This window comes from Bradyrhizobium liaoningense, from assembly GCF_018130785.1.
Taxonomy (GTDB): Bacteria; Pseudomonadota; Alphaproteobacteria; order Rhizobiales; family Xanthobacteraceae; genus Bradyrhizobium; species Bradyrhizobium liaoningense_A.
The window spans coordinates 1-22,331 of record NZ_JAFCJT010000033.1 but is presented as its reverse complement, the minus strand read 5'-3'; the positions used below and the strand labels follow the sequence as shown (position 1 = coordinate 22,331).

The window sequence follows — 22,331 nt, the reverse complement described above, 5'->3', positions numbered from 1 at the left end:
TTCGAAAAGATGCATTATTGTGCATCTAACGCTACAGCCAAAGTGCATAATCAAGCTCAAGGGTGGCCCATGGCCGGGGAAGATCGGCGCCTCGCAGGCGGCGCGACATTCATCGATTTCCAGACCGAACCGTCCCGCTACAAGCACTGGAAGCTCGCGGTCGATGGCGACGTCGCCACCCTGACCATGGATGTCGACGAGAATGGCGGCCTGTTCGAGGGCTATCTGCTCAAGCTCAATTCCTACGACCTCGGCGTCGACATCGAGCTGGCGGATGCGGTCCAGCGCCTGCGCTTCGAGCATCCGGACGTGAAGGTCGTTCTGATGCGCTCGGCCAAGAACCGCGTGTTCTGCGCCGGCGCCAACATCCGCATGCTCGCCGGCTCCACCCACGCTCACAAGGTCAACTTCTGCAAGTTCACCAACGAGACCCGCAACGGCATGGAAGACTCGTCGGAGAATTCCGGCCAGCGCTTCATCACTGTCGTGAACGGCTCGGCCGCCGGCGGCGGTTATGAGCTGGCGCTCGCAACCGACCACATCATCCTCGCCGATGACGGCTCGTCGGCCGTTGCTCTTCCCGAAGTACCGCTGCTCGCGGTGCTGCCAGGCACCGGCGGCCTCACCCGCGTCGTCGACAAGCGCAAGGTGCGCCGCGACCACGCCGATTTCTTCTGCACCATCGAGGAAGGCGTGAAGGGCAAGCGCGCCGTGCAGTGGCGCCTCGTCGACGAGATCGCGCCGAACTCGAAGCTCGAGGCCAAGATCGCCGAGCGCGCCAAAGAGTTCGCAGGCCAATCGAAGCGCAAGGGCAGCGGCAAGGGCATCGCTCTGACGCCGCTCAAGCGCGCCATCGACGAGACCAGCATCCGCTACGGTTTTGTCAACGTCGACATCGACCGCACGGCGCGCATCGCCACCATCTCGATCAAGGCGCCCGAGGCCGCGCCGCCGGCCGACATCGACGGCATGATGGCGCAGGGGCCTTCGTTCTGGCCGCTCCAGGTCGCGCGCGAGCTCGACGACGCCATCCTGCATCTGCGCATCAACGAGCTCGAGATCGCGATGCTCGTCTTCAAGAGCCATGGCGACCGCGCCCATGTGCTGGCATCCGATGCCTTCCTCGAAGCCAACAAGGCGCACTGGCTGGTCAACGAAATCAGGCACTATTGGAAGCGCGTGCTGAAGCGCATCGACGTCACCTCGCGCACGCTGGTGACGCTGGTCGAGCCTGGCTCCTGCTTTGCCGGCACGCTCGCCGAGCTCGTCTTCGCTGCCGACCGCTCCTACATGCTGATTGGCACGCGCCAGGGTGACAATCGTCCGCCGCCGTCGATCGAATTGTCGGCCATGAACTTCGGTGCCTATCCGATGAGCCACGGCCTGACCCGGCTGGAGTCGCGCTTCCAGGCCGATCCATCCGACGTCGAGCGCGCCGAAGCCACCATGGGCACCGCGCTCGACGCCGAGCAGGCCGAAGAGCTCGGCCTCGTCACCTTCGCGCTCGACGACATCGACTGGGACGACGAGGTCCGCGTCTTCCTCGAGGAGCGCGCCAGCTTCTCGCCCGACAGCCTCACCGGCATGGAAGCGAGCCTCCGCTTCGTCGGCCCCGAGACGATGGAATCAAAAATCTTCGCGCGCCTCACCGCCTGGCAGAACTGGATCTTCCAGCGCCCGAACGCGGTCGGCGAGGAAGGCGCACTGCGCCGCTACGGCAGCGGCCAGAAGCCGAAATTCGATATGACGAGAGTCTAACGACATTCACTGCGTCATGGCCGGGCTTGTCCCGGCCATCCACGTCCTTCGCTCGAGGAAGCAAGAACGTGGATGCCCGGCACAAGGCCGGGCATGACGGAAAGAGATTGCAAGGAGCACGGCCATGAACATGAACATCATGAACGTCGACTACTCGACCAAGATTCCGAACAACGTCAATCTCGCCGAAGACCGCCAGGTGCTGAAGGCGCTCGAAGGCTGGCATCCCGGCTATATGGACTGGTGGAGCGACATGGGGCCGGAAGGCTTTCAGGAGTCGCTGGTCTATTTGCGCACCGCCTATTCGGTCGATCCGCGCGGCTGGGCCAAGTTCGACTATGTCCGCATGCCCGACTATCGCTGGGGCATTCTGCTTGCTCCGCAGGAGGAAAATCGCGTCGTTCCGTTCGGCGAGCATTTTGGCGAGCCGGCCTGGCAGGAAGTCCCGGGCGAATATCGCGCCATGCTGCGCCGCCTGATCGTGATCCAGGGCGACACCGAGCCGGCCTCCGTCGAGCAGCAGCGCCATCTCGGCAAGACCGCGCCCTCGCTCTACGACATGCGCAACCTGTTCCAGGTCAATGTCGAGGAAGGCCGCCATCTCTGGGCGATGGTCTATCTGCTCCAGAAATATTTCGGCCGCGACGGGCGTGAAGAGGCTGACGATTTGCTGCGCCGCCGCTCGGGCGATGCCGATGCGCCGCGCATGCTCGGTGCCTTCAACGAGGCGACGCCGGATTGGCTGTCCTTCTTCATGTTCACCTACTTCACCGACCGCGACGGCAAGATGCAGCTGCACTCGCTCGCGCAGTCGGGTTTCGATCCCTTGTCGCGCACTTGCCGCTTCATGCTGACTGAGGAAGCGCACCACATGTTCGTCGGCGAGACCGGCATCACCCGCGTCGTGCAGCGCACGTGTGACGCGATGCGCGAAGCCGGCATCACCGATCCGACCGACATCGCTAAGGTCCGTGCGCTCGGCGTGATCGACCTGCCGACGATCCAGAAGAAGTTGAACCTGCACTATACGCTGTCGCTCGACCTGTTCGGCTCGGAGGTCTCGACCAATGCGGCCAACGCCTTCAACACCGGCATCAAGGGCCGTTATCACGAGACCCAGATTGACGACGATCATCAGCTCAAGAACGCCACCTATCCGGTGCTCAAGTTCATCAACGGCGAGATCAAGCTGGTCGACGAGCCGGCGCTGACCGCTCTCAACATGCGCCTGCGCGACGATTACAGCCAGGACTGCGTCAAGGGCATGCTGCGCTGGAACAAGGTGATCTCGACCGCGGGCTATGATTTCAAGCTGACGCTGCCGAACGTCGCCTTCCACCGCCACATCGGCGAGTTCAAGGACGTGCATGCGACGCCCGACGGCATTCTGATCGACGATGCCACCTGGGCGAAGCGCAAGGACGAGTGGCTGCCCTCCACCGCCGACGGCGATTTCATCACCTCGCTGATGCAGCCCGTCACCGAGACCGGCAAGTTCGCCTCCTGGATCTCGCCGCCGAAGGTCGGCATAGACAACAAGCCCGGCGATTTCGAGTACGTGAAGATCGAGTCGTAAGCAGGACGAACGCTCGCGCCACACGAATGCTGTCATCACCCGCCTTGTGCGCAATTGCGCACTGGAGCGGGTGATCCAGTATTCCAGAGGCGGTTGTGCTCTGGCCGAGAGGCCGCGGCGTACTGGATGCCCCGGTCAAACCGGGGCATGACAGCGAGTATAAGGCGCGCGCTGTGCCGATGCGCGACGCCTACCCCGCAATCTCCAGCCCGGCATTGGCGTAGACCACGCCGCCATCGACGGCGATGGTGTTGCCGACCACATAATCACCCGCGCGCGAGGCGAGATAGATCGCCACGCCGGCCATGTCCTCATCGGTTCCGATCCGCCGCGCCGGAATGCGCTTGGCGACCTCGTCCGCATGGTCGCGCGCGGCGCGGTTCATGTCGGACTTGAACGCGCCCGGCGCGATCGCGGTGACGTTGATGTTGTCCTTGATCAGCTTCGTCGCCATGCGCCGCGTCAGATGGATCACGGCGGCCTTGCTGGCGGCGTAGGAATAGGTCTCGCTCGGATTGACGAAGATGCCGTCGACCGAGGCAATGTTGATCACCTTGGCCGGCCGCTCGTGCGACGCCGCCGCGCGCAGCGGCTTTGCCAGCGCCTTGGTCAGGAAGAACAGCGACTTGACGTTGAGGTCCATCACCTTGTCCCAGCCGCTCTCCGGGAATTCGTCGAACTCCGCGCCCCAGGCCGCACCCGCATTGTTGACGAGGATGTCGAGCTTCGGCTCCAGCTTGATGATCTCGGAGGCCAGCCTGTCGCAGCCTTCGATGGTCGAGATATCGATCGGCAGCGCGATGCATTCGCCGTCATATTGGGCGGAGAGCTCTTTCGCCGTGGCCTCGCAGGGGCCGGCCTTGCGCGCGGTGATGTAGACCTTCGCCGCGCCTTGCGCGAGGAAGCCCGCCGCGATCATCTTGCCGATGCCGCGCGAGCCGCCGGTCACGAGCGCGACACGGCCTTTGAGCGAGAACAGATCGTTGAACATGATGCCTCCTTGGTTGACGCCGTTTTGAGCGGGGAGGAGAGGGGAGTCAAGGAAGGCGCTTGGGTGAGACGGGAGTGAGACGCACCAGCGGTCCGACCAACTCAATGTCGTCCCTGCGAACGCAGGGACGACAGCGGAGAGTGGAGCGGCTACGCCGCGGCGATCCGGCGAAAGCCGTTCCACATCGCGGTCGCGGCGCCCGAGGTCAGCACCGGCAGGATGCGGGTGTCCTGGTAATTGCCGTTGAGCGAAACGCGCGGCAGCGCGGTCATGTGGCCGGCATTTTCCGCGAACAGCATACCGGGGCGGGTCGTCACCGCGGTCTTGAAGCCGGCCGATGCGGCGAGTGCGAATTCGCGCTCGCCCGCCGCTTCGCGGTCGCCATAGGGGTAGGCGAAGTGCTGCACCTTGCGGCCGAGCGCCCGCTCGATCCGCGCGCGGCTTACGGCCATCTCCTGTGCGGCGATCCCCTCGCTCTGCTTGGCGAGATTGCAATGGCTGATGGTGTGCGCGCCGATCGTGACCAGCGGATCGGCGGAAAAGGCCTTCACCTCGTCCCAGGACAGGCACAGGCTGCGGCACAGCGCGGCCATGTCGACGTCGTGTCTGGCGCAGAGCGCCTCGATCTCGCGCTCGAGATCATGCTCGCCAGGCAGCGTGCGCAGCCAATCGTGCAGGCGGTCGAACGCCATTTGTTTTGCGGCAGGGGTCGTTGCATCCAGCCGCAGCGCGGAATTGCCGATCTGGACGTCGATCTGTTCGGCCTTGGCGATCACGGCCTCCAGCGCGGTCCACCACAGACGTCCAGTGCCCTCGGCAAAATCGCTCGCGACATAGACGGCCAAGGGCGCGTCAAATTCGCGCAGAACCGGCAGCGCGAATTCAAGATTGTCGCGGTAGCCGTCGTCGAGGGTGAAGGCGGCGAAGCGGCGGGTAAACCGGCCCTGCACCAGCCGCTCATGCAGCTCGTCCATGCTGACGATGTCGATCTCGCGCGCGCGCAAATGGCTCAGGGTGGCGCGCAGGAAATCGGGGGTGACCTCAAGATGCCGGTTCGGCTGGAACGCGGCCTCGCGGGCCGGCCGCACGTGGTGCAGCATGAAAATGGCGCCGACGCCCGACAAGAGCGGGCGCAACAGATGGTGCGCCCCGCTGAAATAGAGTGCCCCCAGCCCGGCGCGGATGACGTTGTTACGGAGTTGTTTCATGACCGGCTGGCGGACTCTGGCATTCCACTTTCAACTTACGGAAGAACCCTTGAAGAAAAAGTTATTCCAATTGTCGACGCATGGCCTTCGGAAGGGCATCATTTCCGGTTTGACAGCCCGCCAAGGGTTTGTTTTGTCTCCGGTTCCAGAGTTCGGGTCGTTGAATGCAGAAGCTTTTCAGGTGGGCCAGCAAATGGTGGCCAGGGCTGATCCCCCTGGCGGTCATGTGGGGATTTGCGGCCTGGAATAATACCTTGCCCGTCGAGGCGGACCTGTCCGCCCGCAGTTCGGCAGCGCTCAAGGAGACCGTTCTGGACAAGACCCGGATCGCGGTGGACGGCCGGGACGTCAGCCTGGCCGCGGACGCCTTTTCCGAGGAAGGGCGCCGCGATGCCGTGATGGCGGTCGATCTCGTCCCGGGCGTGCGCCTGGTCGACGACCGGACCCGCCTTGTTCCCGAAGCAACGCCCTTCGTCTGGAATGCCGAGCGTGACGTGGTGCGGGTGACGCTGTCCGGCTCTGCGCCCCTGCCGTCGATGAAGGCGCGCCTGACCGAGGCGGCGCGCAAGGAGGTCAACGGGGTCGAGGTCGCCGATCAGATGGGCCTGGCGCGCGGCGCGCCGCCGCGGTTCGAGGCGGCCGCGATGCTGCTGCTCGACCAGATCGGCAAGCTCAAGGACGGAAAGATCACGATAACAGACACCAAGGTCAATCTGTCAGGCATGGCGCGCGACCTCGGCGGCCGTGAGGCGATTGCGGCGGCGCTCAAGAACCTGCCGGAGGGTTTTTCGATCGCCGCCAACGAGATCAAGGCGCCGCCCTACATCTTCCAGGCCTACAAGGATCCGGTCGCCGCGACGGTGACGCTGACCGGCTACGTGCCCGACAACAGCGTGCATGCGGCGATCGCGACCAGTGCGTCGCGCAAATTCTTCACCGAAAAGGTCGTCGACAATCTCAAGGCCAGCATCGGAGCACCCGGCTCCTTCAATACTGCCGTGGTCGCAGCGCTCGGAGCGCTGTCGCGGCTGTCGACCGGTACGCTCGTGGTGTCCGATCGCGAGGTGAAGCTGTCCGGCGATGCGCTCTACGAGGGCGCCGCCAACGACATCCGCAGCGGTCTCGGCAAGGACTTTCCAAAGAATTGGCAGTACAAGCCGGAGATTACGGTGAAGCCTGCCGCGGGCCCGGTCGACGGCACGGTCTGCCAGCAATTGTTCTCGGAGCTTCTAAACAAGGGCAAGATCCGCTTCGCAACGAAGCGTGCCGACATCGACCCGGATTCCGCCGGCATTCTCGACCATCTCATCGAGACGGCGCTACGCTGCCCCACCACCAATATCGAAGTCGCCGGGCACACCGATGCCGATGGTGAGGACTCCTTCAACCAGGCTCTCTCGGAGAAGCGCGCGCAGGCCGTGATCGACTATCTGGTCAAGGCCGGCCTGCCGGCCACCCGCTTCACCCCGGTCGGCTATGGCGCCACGCAGCCCCTCGCCGGCAATGACACCGACGAAGGCAAGGCGCAGAACCGCCGCATCGAATTTCTGGTGAGGTGACGATGCCCTATCTCGTCTCGTTCCATCTGGGTTGGCTGATCGCCTCGCTGCTGCTGGGTTTTTGCATGGGCTGGATCTCGGTGGTCCAGCGCGGCAACGGCACTTCGAAGGTGACCGCGCGCTGGCTCGCCGTGCTTGCCGTCGCCCTGGTCGCGGCCTCCTTCACGCATGTGGTGCCCGGCCGCTTCGGCTATTGGCTCGATCTCGGGCTGGTCATGTTCGCCTGCTACCTCGTCGGCTGCATCATCGGCGCCTGGCTGCGCGACCGGGTAGTCTCGCGGAGCCAGCCGGTGGCTTAGGTCTTCAGGTTCGCTCTGGGGCGGGCCTCTATCCAACATTGCGATAACGGCCTGATCGGCAAGCAAATTGCCGAACGATCAAAATGCGCTTGACGCTAATACGTACGTGCGTATTGTATTCCGATGCCAAAGCCCTCACTTAAAGACGCCATCCTCGATGCCGGCCTGAAGGTCATGTTCCGGACCGGCTATCACGGCACCAGCGTGCGCGACGTCACCGCTGCGGCAGGCGCGCCGCAGGGGTCCTTCACCAACCATTTTCGCTCCAAGGAGGTGTTCGCCTCCGAGGTGCTCGACCGTTACTTCGACACCACGAGGAGACTGGTCGCGGAGGCGCTCGACGACACCTCGCTGACGCCGCGCGCGCGGCTGCGCCGCTATCTCGACATCATCACCGGTCGGCTCGAGGCCGACGGCTATGGCCGCGGGTGCCTGATCGGTGATCTCAGCCTGGAGGCATCAGCCAGCAGCGAAATGCTGCGTGCCCGTCTCGCCGAAATCTTCGCCCAATGGCGCACGCCGTTCGCCGCCTGCATCAGGGACGCCCAGACGTGCCGCGAGATCGCATCCGATTTCGAACCCGAAGAGCTCGCCGATTTCCTGCTCGCGTCCTGGCAGGGCGCGATCCTGCGCATGAAGGTCGACCGCAATCCCAACGCCCTCGAACGTTTCAAGACCATTGCCTTTCAATCCGTCTTCAGGGAGCTGACATGAGCAAGCCAACCGAAATCGAGATTCTCAAAGCGTCTGTGCTGGGAAGCACGATGGCCTATCGCGAGGCGGGAGATCGCGATGCGCCCGCTGCCCTGTTCCTGCACGGCAACCCGACGTCGTCGCATATCTGGCGCAACATCCTGCCGCTCGTATCGCCGGTCGCACATTGCATCGCGCCCGATCTCGTCGGCTTTGGCCAATCCGGCAAGCCCGCCATCGGCTATCGCTTCGTCGACCACGTCCGCTATCTCGACGCATTCATCGAACAGCGCGGCATCAAATCGGCCTATCTCATCGCGCAGGACTGGGGCACCGCGCTCGCGTTCCACCTCGCCGCGCGCCGGCCGGATTTCGTGCGCGGCCTTGCCTTTATGGAGTTCATCCGCCCGATGCCGACCTGGCAGGACTTTCACCACACCGAGGTCGCCGAAGAGCAGGACCACGCCGACGCGGCGAGGGCGGTGTTCCGCAAATTCAGGACGCCGGGCGAGGGCGAAGCGATGATCCTCGAGGCGAATGCGTTCGTCGAACGCGTGCTGCCCGGTGGCATCGTCCGCAAGCTCGGCGACGACGAGATGGCGCCCTATCGCGCGCCATTCCCGACGCCGGTGAGCCGGCGCCCCGTTCTCGCCTTCCCCCGCGAACTGCCGATCGCGGGCGAGCCCGCCGACGTCTACCAGGCGCTCCAATCCGCGCATGCGGCGCTCGCTGCATCGTCCTATCCGAAGCTGTTGTTCTCGGGCACGCCGGGTGCGCTCGTCGCGCCCGAATTCGCCGAGCGGTTCGCAGCCTCGCTGAGGCACTGCGCATTGGTCCACCTCGGACCCGGGCTGCACTTTCTTCAAGAGGATCACCCTGAGGCGATCGGCCGCTCCGTCGCAGGCTGGATCGCTGGCAGCGAGGCCGTGCGCCAGCAGCGCGCCGCCTGAAGGTGGGCGAGATGGCTGATGTGACCATCATCCATTGCCGTCCCTGCGGCTACGAGAAGCGCGCCAAGGACGCCGCTGCTGCGCTGCGGCAGCATCTGGCGCCGGAGGCAGTTCTCGTGCCTGCCAAGGGTGGGATCTTCCAGGTCAAGGTCGGCGACAGCATTGTCGCCAGCCGCGCCAATGGCCACTTTCCCGATGCCGACGAATTCGTAGCCGCCGTCACTTCCGCGTCGCACTGACCCGGGGCGGAATCTGATCGCCTCCTGAGGCCGTGGCCATCGCCGCGGCCTTTCGGCCCGCCGGAAATCCCTGAGCAACAGCTCCGACCAGCCCTCTTTCGCCAGGCGGGGGCGGCCCATAGATTGACGTCGGCTTAAGTCGTGACGGAACATTGTACGGTTGAAATCATCAAAACTTCATGGCGACTGCGCAGGATTGCCATGGAGATTCGCGTCAGTCTTGCCACCGAAAGCGCCAAACCGTGCTTCAGGAGCCCGCACCCCTGCCTAAAATATTGAAGGCACGAGTTTTTGTTCGAATTGCCGAATTCCACTCGGCCCCAAAACGCGCTAGTGGAGGGGCAGGGGGGATGCGCGATGCCGGAGCCGGCGGCAAGGGTTCGTTGAGTGCCTGTGCGTCGTCCGCCTGTCCGCCGGCCACCCCGGCCGCTGAAGCGTTGTTCGAGGTCTAGATGCTGGAAGCCATACGCAGGGCGACGACGTTTCTGCGCCAGAAGCAGGTCCTGCATAAGCTTGGGGTTGTGATCAGCGTCGCCGTCATCGGCATCGCTTGCTATGTGCTCTACCACATGCTGCGGGGCATCGACGTCAACGAGGTCCTCGAAGCGATCAAGAGCACCGAGCCGAGCCAGATTGCGATGGCGGCGCTGTTCGTGGCCGCGGGCTATTTTACCCTGACCTTCTACGATCTGTTCGCCGTGCGCGCGATCGGCCACGCCCATGTGCCGTACCGCATCAACGCGCTCGCCGCCTTCACCAGCTATTCGATTGGCCACAATGTCGGCGCCAGCGTCTTCACCGGCGGCGCGGTGCGCTACCGCATCTATTCGGCCTATGGCCTGAACGCGATCGACGTCGCAAAGATCTGCTTCCTCGCCGGCCTGACCTTCTGGCTCGGCAATGCCGCGGTGCTCGGCCTCGGCATCTCCTACCATCCGGAAGCCGCTGCCTCGATCGACCTGCTTCCGCCCTGGCTGAACCGGATGCTGGCGATGATGATCATCGTGGGGCTGGTCGCCTATGTGGTCTGGGTCTGGACCCAGCCGCGGGTGGTCGGCCGCGGGCCCTGGACCGTGGTGCTGCCGGGCGGCCCGCTGACGCTGCTCCAGATCGCCATCGGCATCATCGATCTCGGCTTCTGTGCGCTTGCGATGTACGTGCTGGTCCCGGACGAGCCCAATCTCGGCTTCGTCGTGGTGGCCGTGATCTTCGTCTCGGCGACGCTGCTTGGTTTTGCCAGCCACTCGCCGGGAGGGCTCGGCGTGTTCGACGCCGCCATGCTGGTCGGCCTCTGGCAGATGGACCGCGAGGAACTGCTGGGTGGCATGCTCCTGTTCCGCGTTCTCTACTATCTCTCCCCCTTCGTCATATCTGTAATCTTGCTGACGTTTCGCGAGGTTATAATCGGCGCTCGATCGAAGCGCTTGCAGCAGGCGGCGCTCAAGCTCGACCCCGGCCCGGCGCGTGAAGCCGCCTATGTGAGAGAGCGCAGCGACAGCGGCGCCTGACCGGCGCATCCCCTTAGGAGAAGCCCGCCCCGATGGCGATCGACGCTCCATCTTCGCCCTCCGCGCAGCCCTGGTCCGACCGGCTGCGGCACTCGACCGTCATCCTGATCGCCGCGGCGCTGGCGCTGTCGGTGGTGGTCTCGCTCGGCGAATTGTCGGTGATGCGGGCGGCGACGGTGTTCCTCTGCATCGCGGCTGCGGCGCTGATCCCCTGGCGGCTGCACGATAATGCCGCCTCGCGCGACGACACCCGCCGCGTCAACCCGGTCGAGAGCGCGGCAGTGGCCGCGGTCGTCGCCGGCATGCCGGATCCGGCGGTGCTGCTCGACCGCGCCGGGCGTGTCATCCACCTCAATGCCGCCGCGGCCCAGCTTGCGCCGGCGCTGCGCAAGAACGAGCTCGCGCAGTTTGCGCTGCGCTCGCCGGAGATCATCACGGCGCTGCGTGAATCGATTGCAACCACCGAACCGCGGCGCGCGACCTATCTCGACCATGTCCCGGTCGATCGCTGGATGGAGCTGATCATCACGCCGGTGCCGGTGCCGACCACCTTCGGCGGCGCCGACAAATGCATGCTGATGACCTTCCACGACCAGACGCCGCTGCGCCGGGTCGAGGAGATGCGCGCCGACTTCGTCGCCAATGCCAGCCACGAGCTGCGCACGCCGCTCGCCGCGCTGTCGGGCTTCATCGACACGCTCCAGGGCCAGGCCAAGGACGATCCCAAGGCGCGCGAGCGGTTCCTCGGTATCATGCACAACCAGGCGACCCGGATGGCGCGCCTGATCGACGATCTGCTCTCGCTGTCGCGGGTCGAGTTGTCGGCCCATGTGCGGCCCGACACCCTGGTCGACCTGCTGCCGATCATCTTCCAGGTCGCCGACGGGCTCGAGCCGCTGGCGCGGGAGCGTCAGGTCGAGGTCGAAACCCATCTGCCTGAGACCCCGGTGATGATCGCGGGCGACCGCGAGGAATTGCTCCGTCTGTTCGAGAACCTGGTCGAGAACGCGCTCAAATACGGCGCGTCGGGCGGACGTGTCATCGTGTCGCTGGCTGCCGCGCCAGCCACTGATGGAACTCCGGAAATCCGGGTCATGGTCCGTGATTTCGGTCCCGGCATCGCGCCCGAGCACCTGCCGCGACTGACCGAGCGGTTCTACCGGGTCGACGTCGGCGACAGCCGCTCGCAGGGTGGGACGGGGCTCGGATTATCGCTGGTGAAACATATTCTTAACCGCCATCGCGGCCGGCTTTTGATCGAGAGCGTGCCCAGGCAGGGCGCCGTTTTCACGGCCTGTTTTCCCCAGGCAAAGACCGCGGCTCAAACCTGATATTCAAGCGATTTCAAGTGCTTGAATGTGTCATCCAGCTGTCACGAAACCTTCGTAAAAGCACAGCCGACCGCTCCTAAAGGGGCGGCACGGGAGCGCGATCGGGCGCGGATGGCGCTTCGCTCCCCTGTATGGAGACCACCATGAATTTCATCAAGACTATCGTCGCTGCCGGCTTGGTCGCCGCATCGGCGACGGCGGCCTTTGCTGCCGACATTACGGGTGCCGGCGCGACGTTCCCGTTCCCGATCTATTCCAAGTGGGCTGACGCCTACAAGAAGGAGACCGGCAACGGTCTGAACTACCAGTCGATCGGCTCCGGCGGCGGCATCAAGCAGATCCAGGCCAAGACCGTGACCTTCGGCGCCAGCGACGCGCCGCTCAAGGCCGAGCAGCTCGAGAAGGACGGCCTCGTCCAGTGGCCGATGGTGATGGGCGCCATCGTTCCCGTCGTCAACATCGAGGGCGTGAAGCCCGGCGAGCTGGTGTTCGACGGCGAGACGCTTGCCAGCATCTACCTCGGCAAGATCACCAAGTGGGACGACGCCGCGATCAAGAAGCTCAATCCGAACGTGAAGCTGCCGTCGGAAGCCATCACCGTGGTCCGCCGCTCGGACGGTTCGGGCACCACCTTCAACTTCACCAACTATCTCGCCAAGGCCAGCGCGGACTGGAAGAGCAAGGTCGGTGAGGGCACCGCCGTCGAGTGGCCGGTTGGCGTCGGCGCCAAGGGCAACGAAGGCGTGTCCGGCAACATCAGCCAGACCAAGAACTCGATCGGCTACGTCGAGTACGCCTATGCCAAGCAGAACAAGCTGACCTACACCGGTCTCGTCAACAAGGCCGGCAAGCCGGTGCAGCCGACGGTCGAAGCCTTCCAGGCGGCCGCTTCCAACGCCGACTGGGCCAAGGCTCCGGGCTACTACGTCATCCTGACCGACCAGCCCGGCGAGAAGTCCTGGCCGATCACCGCGGCGACCTTCATCCTCATGCACAAGGACGCCACCGACAAGGCGGCCTCTCAGGAAGCCATCAAGTTCTTCCGCTGGGCCTTCAAGAGCGGCGGCAAGGCGGCTGAAGAACTCGACTACATCCCGATGCCCGCGGGCGTCGTGACCCTGATCGAGAAGACCTGGGCTGCCGAGATCAAGAGCTAAGCGCTCTTGTCCCGGACACGGCGCCGGGATCTCAAAAGACTTCCGCTCCGGATCGGCCTCGCGCCGCATCCGGAGCGCAAGACCAACAACAAGACCGACAACAAGTGTATATCAAACGGGCACAGGGGATCGGCGTGGCAGAGATGGCCGTTCAGAGCGATGTAATCGACGACGCCGGACCATATGACCGCGCCAAGGCCCTGAGCGCGTTCAAGCTCGGCGACATCACCTTCTACTGGATCACGCGGCTCTCCGCGATCTCGGTGCTCCTCATCCTTGGCGGGATCATCATTTCGCTGATCGTCGGCGCCTTCCCGGCGATGAAGGAATACGGCCTCTCCTTCCTGTGGACGCAGCGCTGGGCGCCGTCTGCCGATCCGCCGGTGCTCGGCGCACTCGGACCGATGTACGGCACGCTCGTGACCTCCTTCATCGCGATGCTGATCGCCATTCCGGTCGGTCTCGGCATCGCGATCTTCCTCACCGAGCTCTGCCCGCAATGGCTGCGCCGCCCGATCGGCATGGCGATCGAGCTGCTCGCCGGCATCCCCTCGATCATCTACGGCATGTGGGGCTTCTTCGTGCTGGGCCCGTTCCTGGCCAACACCTTCCAGCCCTTCATGATCAGGATCTTCGACGGCGTCCCCGTGCTGGGCGCGATCTTCGCGGGGCCGCCGTCCTATCTCAGCCTGTTCAACGCCGCGCTGATCCTCGCGATCATGGTGCTCCCCTTCATCACCTCGATTTCGGTCGACGTGTTCAAGACGGTGCCGCCGGTGCTGAAGGAAGCCGCCTACGGCGTCGGCTGCACCACCTGGGAAGTCGTCCGCAGTGTGGTGATCCCCTACACCCGCGTCGGCGTCATCGGCGGCGTCATGCTGGCGCTGGGCCGCGCGCTCGGCGAGACCATGGCCGTGACTTTCATCATCGGCAACTCGTTCCGCATCTCCTCCTCGATCTTTGCCCCGGGCACCACGATCTCGGCGGCGATCGCATCCGAGTTCGCCGAGAGCGACGGCCTGCACCAGTCCGGCCTGATCCTGCTCGGCCTGCTGCTGTTCGTGCTGACGTTCTTCGTGCTCGCAGCGGCGCGGTTGATGCTGATGCGGCTGGAAAAGAAGGCGGGGAACTAGTGCCATGAACCCGATCTATTCACGCCGCCGCCGCAAGGACATCATCGTTCGCGGACTTTGCATGGCCGCCGCCGCCTTCGGCGTCACCTGGCTTGCGCTGATCCTGCTCACGCTGCTCTACAACGGCATCGCCGGTCTGAACCTGGAGATCTTTGTCGCGGACACTCCGCCTCCGGGCTCGACCGAAGGCGGCCTGCGCAACGCCATCGTCGGTTCGATCATCATGACCGTGCTCGGCGTCGGCATCGGCGCGCCGCTCGGCCTGTTTGCCGGCACCTATCTTGCCGAGTACGGCCGCAACGATCGCCTGACCTCGGTGATCCGCTTCATCAACGACATCCTCTTGTCGGCGCCCTCGATCATCATCGGCCTGTTCATCTATGGCGCGGTGGTGGTGCCGATGCGCGGCTTCTCGGCGATCGCAGGCGCGCTCGCACTCGCGGTCATCGTCATCCCGGTGGTGCTGCGCACGACCGAGGACATGTTGCTGCTGGTGCCGAACGCGCTGCGTGAGGCGGCCTCCGCCCTCGGCCTGCCGCGCTCGCTGGTGATCAAGCGCATCGCTTATCGTGCCGCGCGTTCCGGCCTCATCACCGGCGTGCTGCTCGCGACCGCCCGCGTCGCCGGCGAGACCGCGCCGCTGCTCTTCACTGCGCTGTCGAACCAGTTCTTCAGCCTCGGCCTGAACAAGACGATGGCGAACCTGCCGGTCACCATCAACAACTTCGTCCAGAGCCCCTACGCCTATTGGAAGCAGCTCGCCTGGAGCGGCGCGCTGCTGATCACGATTACCGTGCTTGCCCTGAACATTGGCGCGCGCATCCTTGGCGCCGAGAGGACCGCAAAATGAGTGAGCTTTCCGTATCGATGAGCGCGGCTGGTGGTTTGCCGCAGGCGCCGATGTTGCCCGAGGCCCCGGCCAAGGTGACGGTGCGCAACCTGAACTTCTATTATGGCGAGCACCACGCGCTAAAGAACATCAATCTGGCTCTCGGCACCAACCGCGTCACGGCGTTCATCGGCCCGTCGGGCTGCGGCAAGTCCACCCTGCTGCGCATCTTCAACCGGATGTACGACCTCTATCCGGGCCAGCGCGTCACCGGTCAGCTCATGCTCGACCAGACCAACATCCTCGACCCCAAGCTGGACCTCAACCTGCTGCGCGCCCGCGTCGGCATGGTGTTCCAGAAGCCGACGCCGTTCCCGATGACGATCTACGAGAACATCGCCTTCGGCATCCGTCTCTACGAGAAGATCTCGAAGTCCGAGATGGACGACCGCGTCGAGAAGGCGCTGCGCGGCGGCGCGCTGTGGAACGAGGTCAAGGACAAGCTCAACGCCTCCGGCCTATCGCTCTCCGGCGGCCAGCAGCAGCGCCTCTGCATCGCCCGCACGGTCGCGGTGCGGCCCGAGGTGATCCTGTTCGACGAGCCCTGCTCGGCGCTCGACCCGATCTCGACCGCCAAGGTCGAGGAGCTGATCCAGGAGCTGTCCGAGAACTACACGATCGCGATCGTCACCCACAACATGCAGCAGGCGGCGCGCGTCTCCGACAAGACCGCCTTCATGTATCTCGGCGAGCTGATCGAGTTCGACGACACCAGCAAGATCTTCACGTCGCCGACCGACCGGCGCACGCAGGATTACATCACCGGTCGGTTCGGCTGAGGAGACGGAACATGGGTTCTGAACATACCGCAAAGGCCTTCGACACCGACCTCCAGGAGCTCACCCGCTTGGTCGCCGAGATGGGCGGGATCGCCGAGCGCATGATCGTCGATTCCGTCGACGCGCTGATCCGCCGCGACGTCGCGCTCGGTCAGCGCGTCGTCGCCATCGACGCCGAGCTCGACGCGCTCCAGAAGAAGATCGAGGAGCGCGCCGTACTCACCATCGCGCGCCGCCAGCCGATGGCTGTCGATCTGCGCGAGATCGTCGGCGCCATGCGCGTCGCGACCGATCTCGAGCGCATCGGCGACCTCGCCAAGAACATGGGCAAGCGCGTCGCGGCGCTGGAGACCGATTTCCATCCGCTCAAGCTGTTCCGCGGCCTGGAGCACATGACCGACCTCGTGCAGCAGCAGGTCAAGTCGGTGCTGGACGCCTATGCCGCGCACGACCTGCCGGCGGCGATGGCGGTGTGGAAGGGCGACGAGGAAGTGGACGCCATCTGCACCTCGCTGTTTCGCGAGCTCCTCACCTACATGATGGAGGACCCGCGCAACATCTCGTTCTGCATCCACCTGATGTTCTGCGCCAAGAACATCGAGCGCATCGGCGACCACGCCACCAACATCGCCGAGACCGTGTTCTACATGATCGAGGGCCAGGCGATCACCGACAAGCGGCCGAAGGGCGACATGACGACCTTCGCCACGACGGTCCCGAACACTTAAGGAGCGACGACACCATGGGCGCACGCATTATGGTGGTTGAGGACGAGGAAGCTCTCACCGAGCTTCTCCGCTACAACCTCGAAGGCGACGGCTATGACGTCGAGACGGTGATGCGCGGCGACGACGCCGACACCCGCCTCAAGGAGCACATACCCGATTTGATCGTGCTCGACTGGATGCTGCCGGGCCTCTCCGGCATCGAGCTGTGCCGGCGGCTGCGCACCCGGCCCGAGACCAAGCAGCTCCCGATCATCATGCTCACCGCGCGCGGCGAGGAGAGCGAGCGGGTGCGGGGTCTTGCGACCGGCGCCGACGACTACATCGTCAAGCCGTTCTCGGTGCCGGAGCTGCTGGCACGCGTGAAGGGCCTGCTCAGGCGCGCCAGCCCGGAGCGGCTCGCCACCGTGCTCGCCTATGGCGACATAGAGCTCGACCGCGACAAGCGCCGCGTGGCGCGCTCGGGCCGGCCGATCGATCTCGGCCCAACCGAATATCGCCTGCTGGAGTTCTTCCTGGAGCATCCCGGCCGCGTGTTCTCGCGCGAGCAGTTGCTCGACAGCGTCTGGGGCCGTGACATCTACATCGACGAGCGCACCGTCGACGTCCATATCGGCCGCCTGCGCAAGCTGCTCAATCTCGGCCGCGAGCAGGACCCGATCCGCACCGTCCGCGGCGCGGGCTACGCGCTGGACGATCGCTTCGCGAAGGCGGAGCAGGCGTAAGGTCCGCTGCAAGCCGGCAAACAAAAAGCGCGCCGGGTGGCGCGCTTTTTTCTTGCTCGATCGTCCCGGCCCTGTGCCGGGACAAGGTTGTCTGGAGCTGTGCTCAGCGCGGACCCGGCTTCGCCGGTGCACGCCGGCGATCCGCCGCGGGCTGATACGCCACGCGCGAGTGCTGGGCGCAGTAGGGCAGGCCGGAAAGCGCCTTGCCGCCGCAGAAGAAGAAATCCGGGCTCGAGGGATCGCCGACCGGCCAGTGGCAGGTGGCCTCGTTCAGCTCCAGCAGCGATAGCCGCTGGCTCATCGGCACGACGTTGTCGTAGGTGACCGGTTCGGCCTCGACCTCGACTTCGAAGGCTTGCGCCAGCGCGGTGTTGCCGCGTGCGATCGGGCGGGTCACCCGCATCATGTGCTGGGCGGGGCGCGCCTTGCGCGGCCGCGGCGCTGCCGATGAAGGGCTCTTGGCGCGGCCCGACAGGCCGAGCCGGTGCACTTTGCCGATCACGGCATTGCGGGTCACATTGCCGAGTTCAGCGGCGATCTGGCTGGCCGAAAGTCCGGCCTCCCAGAGCTTTTTCAGCTGCTCGACGCGATCATCCGACCAGGTCAAAACGGTCATTGCACCCTTTCCTTCGCCGGCGCCTGCCATCCTGGCGGCCGCACGGCGAATGCCTAAGCTTCGAAAAACCCGTGCCGCCAGAATCCCTTAAGGCTCGCCGGGCGCGCCAGATGCGCCCGAACGCTTACGCCGGTACATGAGGACTTAGAGGATCAGAACTGCTGCACGAGATGTCGTATCTGACAAGCCAAACGCTACAATATGGCGTGACTCACGCGCAAGAGTCCGCCGACTCGCTTCCACATGTTCCGTGGCGGAAATACGCAAAATCGCCACCGCAAGACTACGGATTCTGCGTTTCGCGAGGCTTTCCGGGCGGCATTGACACCGGTTTCACCAGGCATAAGATAGTCGTGCGTGCCGCCCTTAAAAGGCGGCACGTTTCGTTTTCCGGGCCGGTTGATGGTGCGTTGCGCAATGCACGCTCACACCGTCCGCAACATTCAAGTGATCGTCATGACTAACAGCGCAGCGCCGCATTTGCTCCCCGTTTTCGCCAGGTCCGACCTCGGTTTCGAGCGCGGCGAAGGCTGCTGGCTGATCGCGACCAATGGCGAGCGTTATCTCGATTTCACCTCGGGCGTGGCGGTGAATGCGCTCGGCCATGCTCATCCTGCGCTGGTCAAGGCGTTGCAGGAGCAGGCCACCAAACTCTGGCACATGTCGAACCTGTTCCAGAGCCCGGACGGCGAGAAGCTTGCCGCGCGTCTGTGCAACGAAAGCTTCGCGGACTTCGTGTTCTTCTGCAATTCCGGCGCCGAAGCGCTGGAAGGTGTGATCAAGCTGGTCCGCCATCATCACTTTTCGAAGGGGCATCCGGAACGTTATCGCATCATCACCTTCGAAGGCGCCTTCCACGGCCGCACGCTGGCAACGCTGGCTGCGACCGGTTCGGCAAAGTACCTCGAAGGGTTCGGCCCGCCGATGGACGGCTTCGACCAAGTCCCGCACGGCGATATCGAAGCCGTGAAGAAGGCGATCGGTCCGCAGACCGCCGGCATCCTGATCGAGCCGATCCAGGGCGAGGGCGGCGTGCGCTCGGCGACACCCGGCTTCCTCAAGGCGTTGCGCCAGCTCTGCGACGAGAAGGGCTTGCTGCTCGCGTTCGACGAGGTGCAGACCGGCATGGGCCGTACCGGCGATCTCTTCGCGCATCGCCGCACTGGCGTCACACCTGACGTGATGTCGCTGGCGAAGGCACTCGGCGGCGGCTTCCCGATCGGCGCGGTGCTGGCGACCGCGGATGCGGCGGCTGGCATGGGGCCCGGCTCGCACGGCTCGACCTTCGGCGGCAATCCACTCGCGATTGCGGCTGCGAACGCCGTGCTCGACGTCATGCTCAAGCCCGGCTTCTTCGATCACGTGCAGAAGATGTCGCTGCTGCTCAAGCAGAAGCTCGCGTCCGTGATCGACCGCTATCCTGAAATCGTCAGCGAAGTGCGCGGCGAAGGCCTTCTGATCGGCATCAAGGCCGTGGTGCCATCAGGCGATCTCGGCGCGGCGTTGCGCAACGAAAAATTGCTCACGGTCGGTGCCGGCGACAATGTCGTGCGCTTCCTGCCGCCGTTGATCGTCACCGAAGCCGAAATCGAGGACAGCGTCGGGCGGCTCGAGCGCGCCTGCGCCGCGATCTCGTCCAGTCAGACCAAGCGGGCGGCAAGCTGATGAGCAAGTCCCCGAAGCACTTTCTGGATATCAACGAGCTCCCGCTCTCGGAGCTCAAGAGCATGCTCGCGGCCTCCTCCGCCATGAAGGCGAAGCAGAAAGCGCAGCAGCCGGTGAAGCCGCTGGAAGGCAAGACGCTGGCGATGATCTTCGAGCGTCCGTCCACGCGTACCCGCGTCTCGTTCGACATCGCCATGCGCCAGCTCGGCGGCGAGCCCATCATGCTGACCGGCGCCGAGATGCAGCTCGGCCGTGGCGAGACCATCGCCGACACGGCGCGCGTGCTGTCGCGCTATGTCGACGCCATCATGATCCGCATCCTCAATCATGAGGCCCTGCTGGAGCTTGCGGAATATGCGACGGTGCCAGTCATCAACGGCCTGACGCGGCGTTCGCATCCCTGCCAGGTGATGGCCGATCTCATGACCTATGAGGAGCATCGCGGCCCGATCGAGGGCAGGACGGTGGCCTGGACCGGCGATGACAACAACGTTCTCGCCTCCTGGGCGCATGCCGCCGAGCGCTTCAAGTTCAAGCTCAATGTCGCAACGCCGCCCGAGCTCGCGCCGAAGAAGGTGATGCGGGACTTCATCAAGGCGACGAACGCGCCGATCGTGCTCGGCACCGATCCCGAGGCCGCTGTGAAGGGCGCCGATTGCGTCGTTACCGACACCTGGGTGTCGATGGGCGACAAGGAGGGCGAGCACCGTCACAACGTGCTCAAGCCCTATCAGGTCAATGCCAAGCTGATGTCGCTGGCCAAGCCCGATGCGCTGTTCATGCATTGCCTGCCCGCCCACCGCGGCGAGGAGGTCACCGACGAGGTGATCGACGGCCCGCAATCGGTCGTGTTCGACGAGGCCGAAAACCGCCTGCATGCGCAGAAGGGCATCCTGGCCTGGTGCTTCGACGCGGTGAAGTAGGCCCGCTGGGGGCCCGGCGGCCGCCTCACACACCACTGTCGTCCCGGACAAGCGCAGCAAAGCGGAGCGCCGATCCGGGACCAATACCGCGGAATCTCTCTTGTGGCAGGGAGGTAGAGGCTGACAGTTTTCGCCAAACACAATCCTGTGGCTACGGGGCCCGGATCTGCGCTTGCGTTCGTCCGGGACGACACCGAGTTTGAAGTAGCTTGGTACAGCTCAACCTGCGTCCAGACTGCGCCCCTTCCATTTTCCACTCTCCGACCCCAGATAAAGCGCCATGGTTTCCCAATCCCCTGACATGAATACCGGGCCCGAAGGCCCGGTTCGCGCACCATCAGCGGTTCCCATCGATGATGCCGTGCTGCCTTACGAGGTCGATGCGCTCGACGTGCGCGGGCGCCTGGTGCGGCTCGGTCCCGCGCTCGACGAGATCCTGACCAAGCACGATTACCCCGCTGCCGTGGGCAAGCTGCTCGGCGAGGCCATCGTGCTGACGACGCTGCTCGGCTCGGCGCTGAAGTTCGAGGGCCGCTTCATCCTCCAGGCCCAGACCGACGGTCCGGTGTCGTTCCTGGTCGTCGACTACATGGCGCCGGATCGCCTGCGCGCCTATGCGCGCTACGATGCCGAGCGCCTCGGCGAGACAAAAGATTCCGGCGCGCTCCTCGGTAACGGTCATCTCGCCATGACCATCGACCAGGGTCCCGACATGAGCCGCTACCAGGGTCTGGTCGCGCTCGACGGCGGCAGCCTGGAAGATGCCGCCCACGAATATTTCCTGCGCTCCGAGCAGATCCCGACGCGCGTGCGTCTCGCGGTTGGCGAGGAGTGGCGCTCGAGCGACGGCGGCAAGCATCGCTGGCGCGCCGGCGGCATGCTGATGCAGTTTCTGCCGAAGGCGCCCGAGCGCGCGCGACGGGCCGATCTGCATCCCGGCGATGCGCCCGACGGCGCCGAGATGCATGCTGTCGCCGAAGACGATGCCTGGGTCGAGGCGCGTTCGCTGATCGAGACTGTCGAGGACGTCGAGCTGATCGACCCCGAACTGTCCGGCGAGCGGCTGCTCTATCGTCTCTTCCACGAGCGCGGCGTCCGCGTGTTCAATCCGTTGAACCTCAAGGCGCAATGCTCCTGCTCGCGCGACGCGGTCGCCTCGATGCTGAAGAGTTTTTCGTCGGACGATCGTGCCGCGATGGTCAAGGACGACAAGGTCGTCGTCACCTGCGAGTTCTGCTCGTCGGTGTATCAGTTCACGCCGCACGAGGCGGGCGTGGAAGACGCGTAGGCGTCTCTCCTCCGTCATCGCGAGCGCAGCGAAGCAATCCAGAGTCTTTCCGCGGTGGCAGTCTGGATTGCTTCGCTGCGCTCGCAATGGCGATCTGGTAGCAGCAAACTCCGCGCAATCACTGTCACCCTGAGGCGCTCGCCTCTTCGGCGAGCCTCGAAGGGCGCCGGTCCGGCTGCATCGGGGCCGCTCATCCTTCGAGGCTTTCCAAGCGGCGCGGTGCGCCGCATGGCTCGCACCTCAGCGACTGTGTTCTTCGTCAAGCGGGTTGCCATTGTTTTTGGTCCCTGAGCATGGCGTTGAGGATGGTGAGGACTTT

22 protein-coding genes are annotated in these 22,331 nt (G+C 64.7%); 19 read left to right on the top strand and 3 right to left on the bottom strand.

Going from position 1 to position 22,331, the window contains the following annotated elements; genetic code table 11:
- Positions 1–69: 69 nt before the first annotated feature.
- Complete coding sequence (gene boxC / locus JQ627_RS35565) at positions 70–1,758, top strand: 2,3-epoxybenzoyl-CoA dihydrolase (RefSeq protein ID WP_212488996.1); 1,689 nt, start codon at positions 70–72, stop codon at positions 1,756–1,758.
- Between the two features lie 124 nt (positions 1,759–1,882).
- Positions 1,883–3,334, top strand: coding sequence for a benzoyl-CoA 2,3-epoxidase subunit BoxB (gene boxB, locus JQ627_RS35560; protein ID WP_212488995.1), 1,452 nt, complete (start codon positions 1,883–1,885; stop codon positions 3,332–3,334).
- Positions 3,335–3,524: 190 nt separating this feature from the next.
- On the opposite strand, the gene JQ627_RS35555 is transcribed toward boxB, so the two are convergent.
- Together JQ627_RS35555 and JQ627_RS35550 are read right to left on the bottom strand one after the other, a co-directional pair.
- Positions 3,525–4,325, bottom strand: coding sequence for an SDR family oxidoreductase (locus JQ627_RS35555; protein ID WP_028155161.1), 801 nt, complete (start codon positions 4,323–4,325; stop codon positions 3,525–3,527).
- A 149-nt stretch (positions 4,326–4,474) separates the two neighbouring features.
- A complete protein-coding gene (locus tag JQ627_RS35550; RefSeq protein WP_212488994.1) occupies positions 4,475–5,533 on the bottom strand; it encodes a polysaccharide deacetylase family protein in 1,059 nt (352 codons plus the stop codon).
- Between JQ627_RS35550 and JQ627_RS35545 the strand changes: the two genes are divergently transcribed.
- The 14 genes from JQ627_RS35545 (at position 5,532) to phoB (ending at position 17,520) form a co-directional block, all read left to right on the top strand.
- On the top strand, positions 5,532–5,783 hold the full coding sequence (locus JQ627_RS35545) for a hypothetical protein (protein WP_212489044.1): 252 nt from the start codon (positions 5,532–5,534) through the stop codon (positions 5,781–5,783). The two genes, JQ627_RS35550 and JQ627_RS35545, sit on opposite strands and share 2 nt — an antisense overlap.
- Positions 5,698–7,092: an OmpA family protein gene (locus tag JQ627_RS35540; protein ID WP_212488993.1), complete on the top strand. Its 1,395-nt coding sequence runs from the start codon at positions 5,698–5,700 to the stop codon at positions 7,090–7,092. Before JQ627_RS35545 ends, JQ627_RS35540 begins: the two co-directional genes overlap by 86 nt.
- 2 nt (positions 7,093–7,094) lie before the next feature.
- Complete coding sequence (locus tag JQ627_RS35535) at positions 7,095–7,391, top strand: hypothetical protein (protein WP_212488992.1); 297 nt, start codon at positions 7,095–7,097, stop codon at positions 7,389–7,391.
- 123 nt (positions 7,392–7,514) lie between these two features.
- Positions 7,515–8,105 carry a TetR/AcrR family transcriptional regulator gene (locus tag JQ627_RS35530; RefSeq protein ID WP_212488991.1) on the top strand — a complete coding sequence of 197 codons (591 nt, stop codon included), beginning with the start codon at positions 7,515–7,517 and terminating at the stop codon, positions 8,103–8,105.
- Entirely contained in the window at positions 8,102–9,034 is a 933-nt protein-coding gene (locus tag JQ627_RS35525; protein ID WP_212488990.1) for a haloalkane dehalogenase, read from the top strand. Before JQ627_RS35530 ends, JQ627_RS35525 begins: the two co-directional genes overlap by 4 nt.
- Before the next feature lie 11 nt (positions 9,035–9,045).
- Positions 9,046–9,273, top strand: a complete 228-nt coding sequence (locus tag JQ627_RS35520; RefSeq protein ID WP_212488989.1) for an Rdx family protein — start codon at positions 9,046–9,048, stop codon at positions 9,271–9,273.
- A gap of 452 nt (positions 9,274–9,725) precedes the next feature.
- Positions 9,726–10,781, top strand: coding sequence for a YbhN family protein (locus JQ627_RS35515; protein WP_212488988.1), 1,056 nt, complete (start codon positions 9,726–9,728; stop codon positions 10,779–10,781).
- A 32-nt stretch (positions 10,782–10,813) separates the two neighbouring features.
- On the top strand, positions 10,814–12,112 hold the full coding sequence (locus JQ627_RS35510; RefSeq protein WP_212488987.1) for an ATP-binding protein: 1,299 nt from the start codon (positions 10,814–10,816) through the stop codon (positions 12,110–12,112).
- A 143-nt stretch (positions 12,113–12,255) separates the two neighbouring features.
- The gene (pstS, locus tag JQ627_RS35505) at positions 12,256–13,269 is read left to right on the top strand and encodes a phosphate ABC transporter substrate-binding protein PstS (protein ID WP_212488986.1); all 1,014 of its coding nucleotides are present in this window, start codon (positions 12,256–12,258) and stop codon (positions 13,267–13,269) included.
- A gap of 143 nt (positions 13,270–13,412) precedes the next feature.
- Positions 13,413–14,402 carry a phosphate ABC transporter permease subunit PstC gene (pstC, locus tag JQ627_RS35500; RefSeq protein WP_212489041.1) on the top strand — a complete coding sequence of 330 codons (990 nt, stop codon included), beginning with the start codon at positions 13,413–13,415 and terminating at the stop codon, positions 14,400–14,402.
- 4 nt (positions 14,403–14,406) lie between these two features.
- Complete coding sequence (gene pstA / locus JQ627_RS35495) at positions 14,407–15,252, top strand: phosphate ABC transporter permease PstA (protein ID WP_212488985.1); 846 nt, start codon at positions 14,407–14,409, stop codon at positions 15,250–15,252.
- Positions 15,249–16,070, top strand: a complete 822-nt coding sequence (gene pstB / locus JQ627_RS35490; protein ID WP_212488984.1) for a phosphate ABC transporter ATP-binding protein PstB — start codon at positions 15,249–15,251, stop codon at positions 16,068–16,070. The genes pstA and pstB overlap by 4 nt, the downstream gene beginning before the upstream one ends.
- 11 nt (positions 16,071–16,081) lie before the next feature.
- Positions 16,082–16,798, top strand: a complete 717-nt coding sequence (phoU, locus tag JQ627_RS35485; protein ID WP_212488983.1) for a phosphate signaling complex protein PhoU — start codon at positions 16,082–16,084, stop codon at positions 16,796–16,798.
- 14 nt (positions 16,799–16,812) lie between these two features.
- Positions 16,813–17,520, top strand: a complete 708-nt coding sequence (gene phoB / locus JQ627_RS35480; protein WP_014491300.1) for a phosphate regulon transcriptional regulator PhoB — start codon at positions 16,813–16,815, stop codon at positions 17,518–17,520.
- A 103-nt stretch (positions 17,521–17,623) separates the two neighbouring features.
- Here phoB and JQ627_RS35475 read toward each other — a convergent pair whose 3' ends face one another.
- Complete coding sequence (locus JQ627_RS35475) at positions 17,624–18,136, bottom strand: GcrA family cell cycle regulator (protein WP_014491301.1); 513 nt, start codon at positions 18,134–18,136, stop codon at positions 17,624–17,626.
- 456 nt (positions 18,137–18,592) lie between these two features.
- On the opposite strand from JQ627_RS35475, the gene JQ627_RS35470 reads away from it, so the two are divergent.
- The 3 genes from JQ627_RS35470 to JQ627_RS35460 all read left to right on the top strand — a co-directional run bounded on the left by JQ627_RS35470 (position 18,593) and on the right by JQ627_RS35460 (position 22,012).
- Positions 18,593–19,801 carry an aspartate aminotransferase family protein gene (locus tag JQ627_RS35470; RefSeq protein ID WP_212488982.1) on the top strand — a complete coding sequence of 403 codons (1,209 nt, stop codon included), beginning with the start codon at positions 18,593–18,595 and terminating at the stop codon, positions 19,799–19,801.
- Positions 19,801–20,724 (top strand): ornithine carbamoyltransferase, encoded by a 924-nt coding sequence (gene argF, locus JQ627_RS35465; RefSeq protein ID WP_212488981.1) that lies wholly within the window; start codon positions 19,801–19,803, stop codon positions 20,722–20,724. The genes JQ627_RS35470 and argF overlap by 1 nt, the downstream gene beginning before the upstream one ends.
- Positions 20,725–21,004: 280 nt before the next feature.
- A complete protein-coding gene (locus JQ627_RS35460; protein WP_212488980.1) occupies positions 21,005–22,012 on the top strand; it encodes an Hsp33 family molecular chaperone in 1,008 nt (335 codons plus the stop codon).
- The last annotated feature ends 319 nt before the right edge of the window (positions 22,013–22,331 follow it).

Excerpts from the sequence above, each read along its gene's own strand:
- JQ627_RS35525 (WP_212488990.1), top strand. The coding sequence starts at position 8,102 with ATGAGCAAGCCAACCGAAATCGAGATTCTCAAAGCGTCTGTGCTGGGA.
- boxB (WP_212488995.1), top strand. The coding sequence starts at position 1,883 with ATGAACATGAACATCATGAACGTCGACTACTCGACCAAGATTCCGAAC.
- JQ627_RS35460 (WP_212488980.1), top strand. The coding sequence starts at position 21,005 with ATGGTTTCCCAATCCCCTGACATGAATACCGGGCCCGAAGGCCCGGTT.
- JQ627_RS35515 (WP_212488988.1), top strand. The coding sequence starts at position 9,726 with ATGCTGGAAGCCATACGCAGGGCGACGACGTTTCTGCGCCAGAAGCAG.
- JQ627_RS35475 (WP_014491301.1), bottom strand. The coding sequence starts at position 18,136 with ATGACCGTTTTGACCTGGTCGGATGATCGCGTCGAGCAGCTGAAAAAG.
- pstS (WP_212488986.1), top strand. The coding sequence starts at position 12,256 with ATGAATTTCATCAAGACTATCGTCGCTGCCGGCTTGGTCGCCGCATCG.
- pstA (WP_212488985.1), top strand. The coding sequence starts at position 14,407 with ATGAACCCGATCTATTCACGCCGCCGCCGCAAGGACATCATCGTTCGC.
- JQ627_RS35520 (WP_212488989.1), top strand. The coding sequence starts at position 9,046 with ATGGCTGATGTGACCATCATCCATTGCCGTCCCTGCGGCTACGAGAAG.
- JQ627_RS35545 (WP_212489044.1), top strand. The coding sequence starts at position 5,532 with ATGACCGGCTGGCGGACTCTGGCATTCCACTTTCAACTTACGGAAGAA.
- JQ627_RS35555 (WP_028155161.1), bottom strand. The coding sequence starts at position 4,325 with ATGTTCAACGATCTGTTCTCGCTCAAAGGCCGTGTCGCGCTCGTGACC.
- JQ627_RS35510 (WP_212488987.1), top strand. The coding sequence starts at position 10,814 with ATGGCGATCGACGCTCCATCTTCGCCCTCCGCGCAGCCCTGGTCCGAC.
- argF (WP_212488981.1), top strand. The coding sequence starts at position 19,801 with ATGAGCAAGTCCCCGAAGCACTTTCTGGATATCAACGAGCTCCCGCTC.
- JQ627_RS35550 (WP_212488994.1), bottom strand. The coding sequence starts at position 5,533 with ATGAAACAACTCCGTAACAACGTCATCCGCGCCGGGCTGGGGGCACTC.
- JQ627_RS35470 (WP_212488982.1), top strand. The coding sequence starts at position 18,593 with ATGACTAACAGCGCAGCGCCGCATTTGCTCCCCGTTTTCGCCAGGTCC.
- phoB (WP_014491300.1), top strand. The coding sequence starts at position 16,813 with ATGGGCGCACGCATTATGGTGGTTGAGGACGAGGAAGCTCTCACCGAG.
- JQ627_RS35530 (WP_212488991.1), top strand. The coding sequence starts at position 7,515 with ATGCCAAAGCCCTCACTTAAAGACGCCATCCTCGATGCCGGCCTGAAG.
- JQ627_RS35540 (WP_212488993.1), top strand. The coding sequence starts at position 5,698 with ATGCAGAAGCTTTTCAGGTGGGCCAGCAAATGGTGGCCAGGGCTGATC.
- phoU (WP_212488983.1), top strand. The coding sequence starts at position 16,082 with ATGGGTTCTGAACATACCGCAAAGGCCTTCGACACCGACCTCCAGGAG.
- JQ627_RS35535 (WP_212488992.1), top strand. The coding sequence starts at position 7,095 with ATGCCCTATCTCGTCTCGTTCCATCTGGGTTGGCTGATCGCCTCGCTG.
- pstC (WP_212489041.1), top strand. The coding sequence starts at position 13,413 with ATGGCCGTTCAGAGCGATGTAATCGACGACGCCGGACCATATGACCGC.
- pstB (WP_212488984.1), top strand. The coding sequence starts at position 15,249 with ATGAGTGAGCTTTCCGTATCGATGAGCGCGGCTGGTGGTTTGCCGCAG.
- boxC (WP_212488996.1), top strand. The coding sequence starts at position 70 with ATGGCCGGGGAAGATCGGCGCCTCGCAGGCGGCGCGACATTCATCGAT.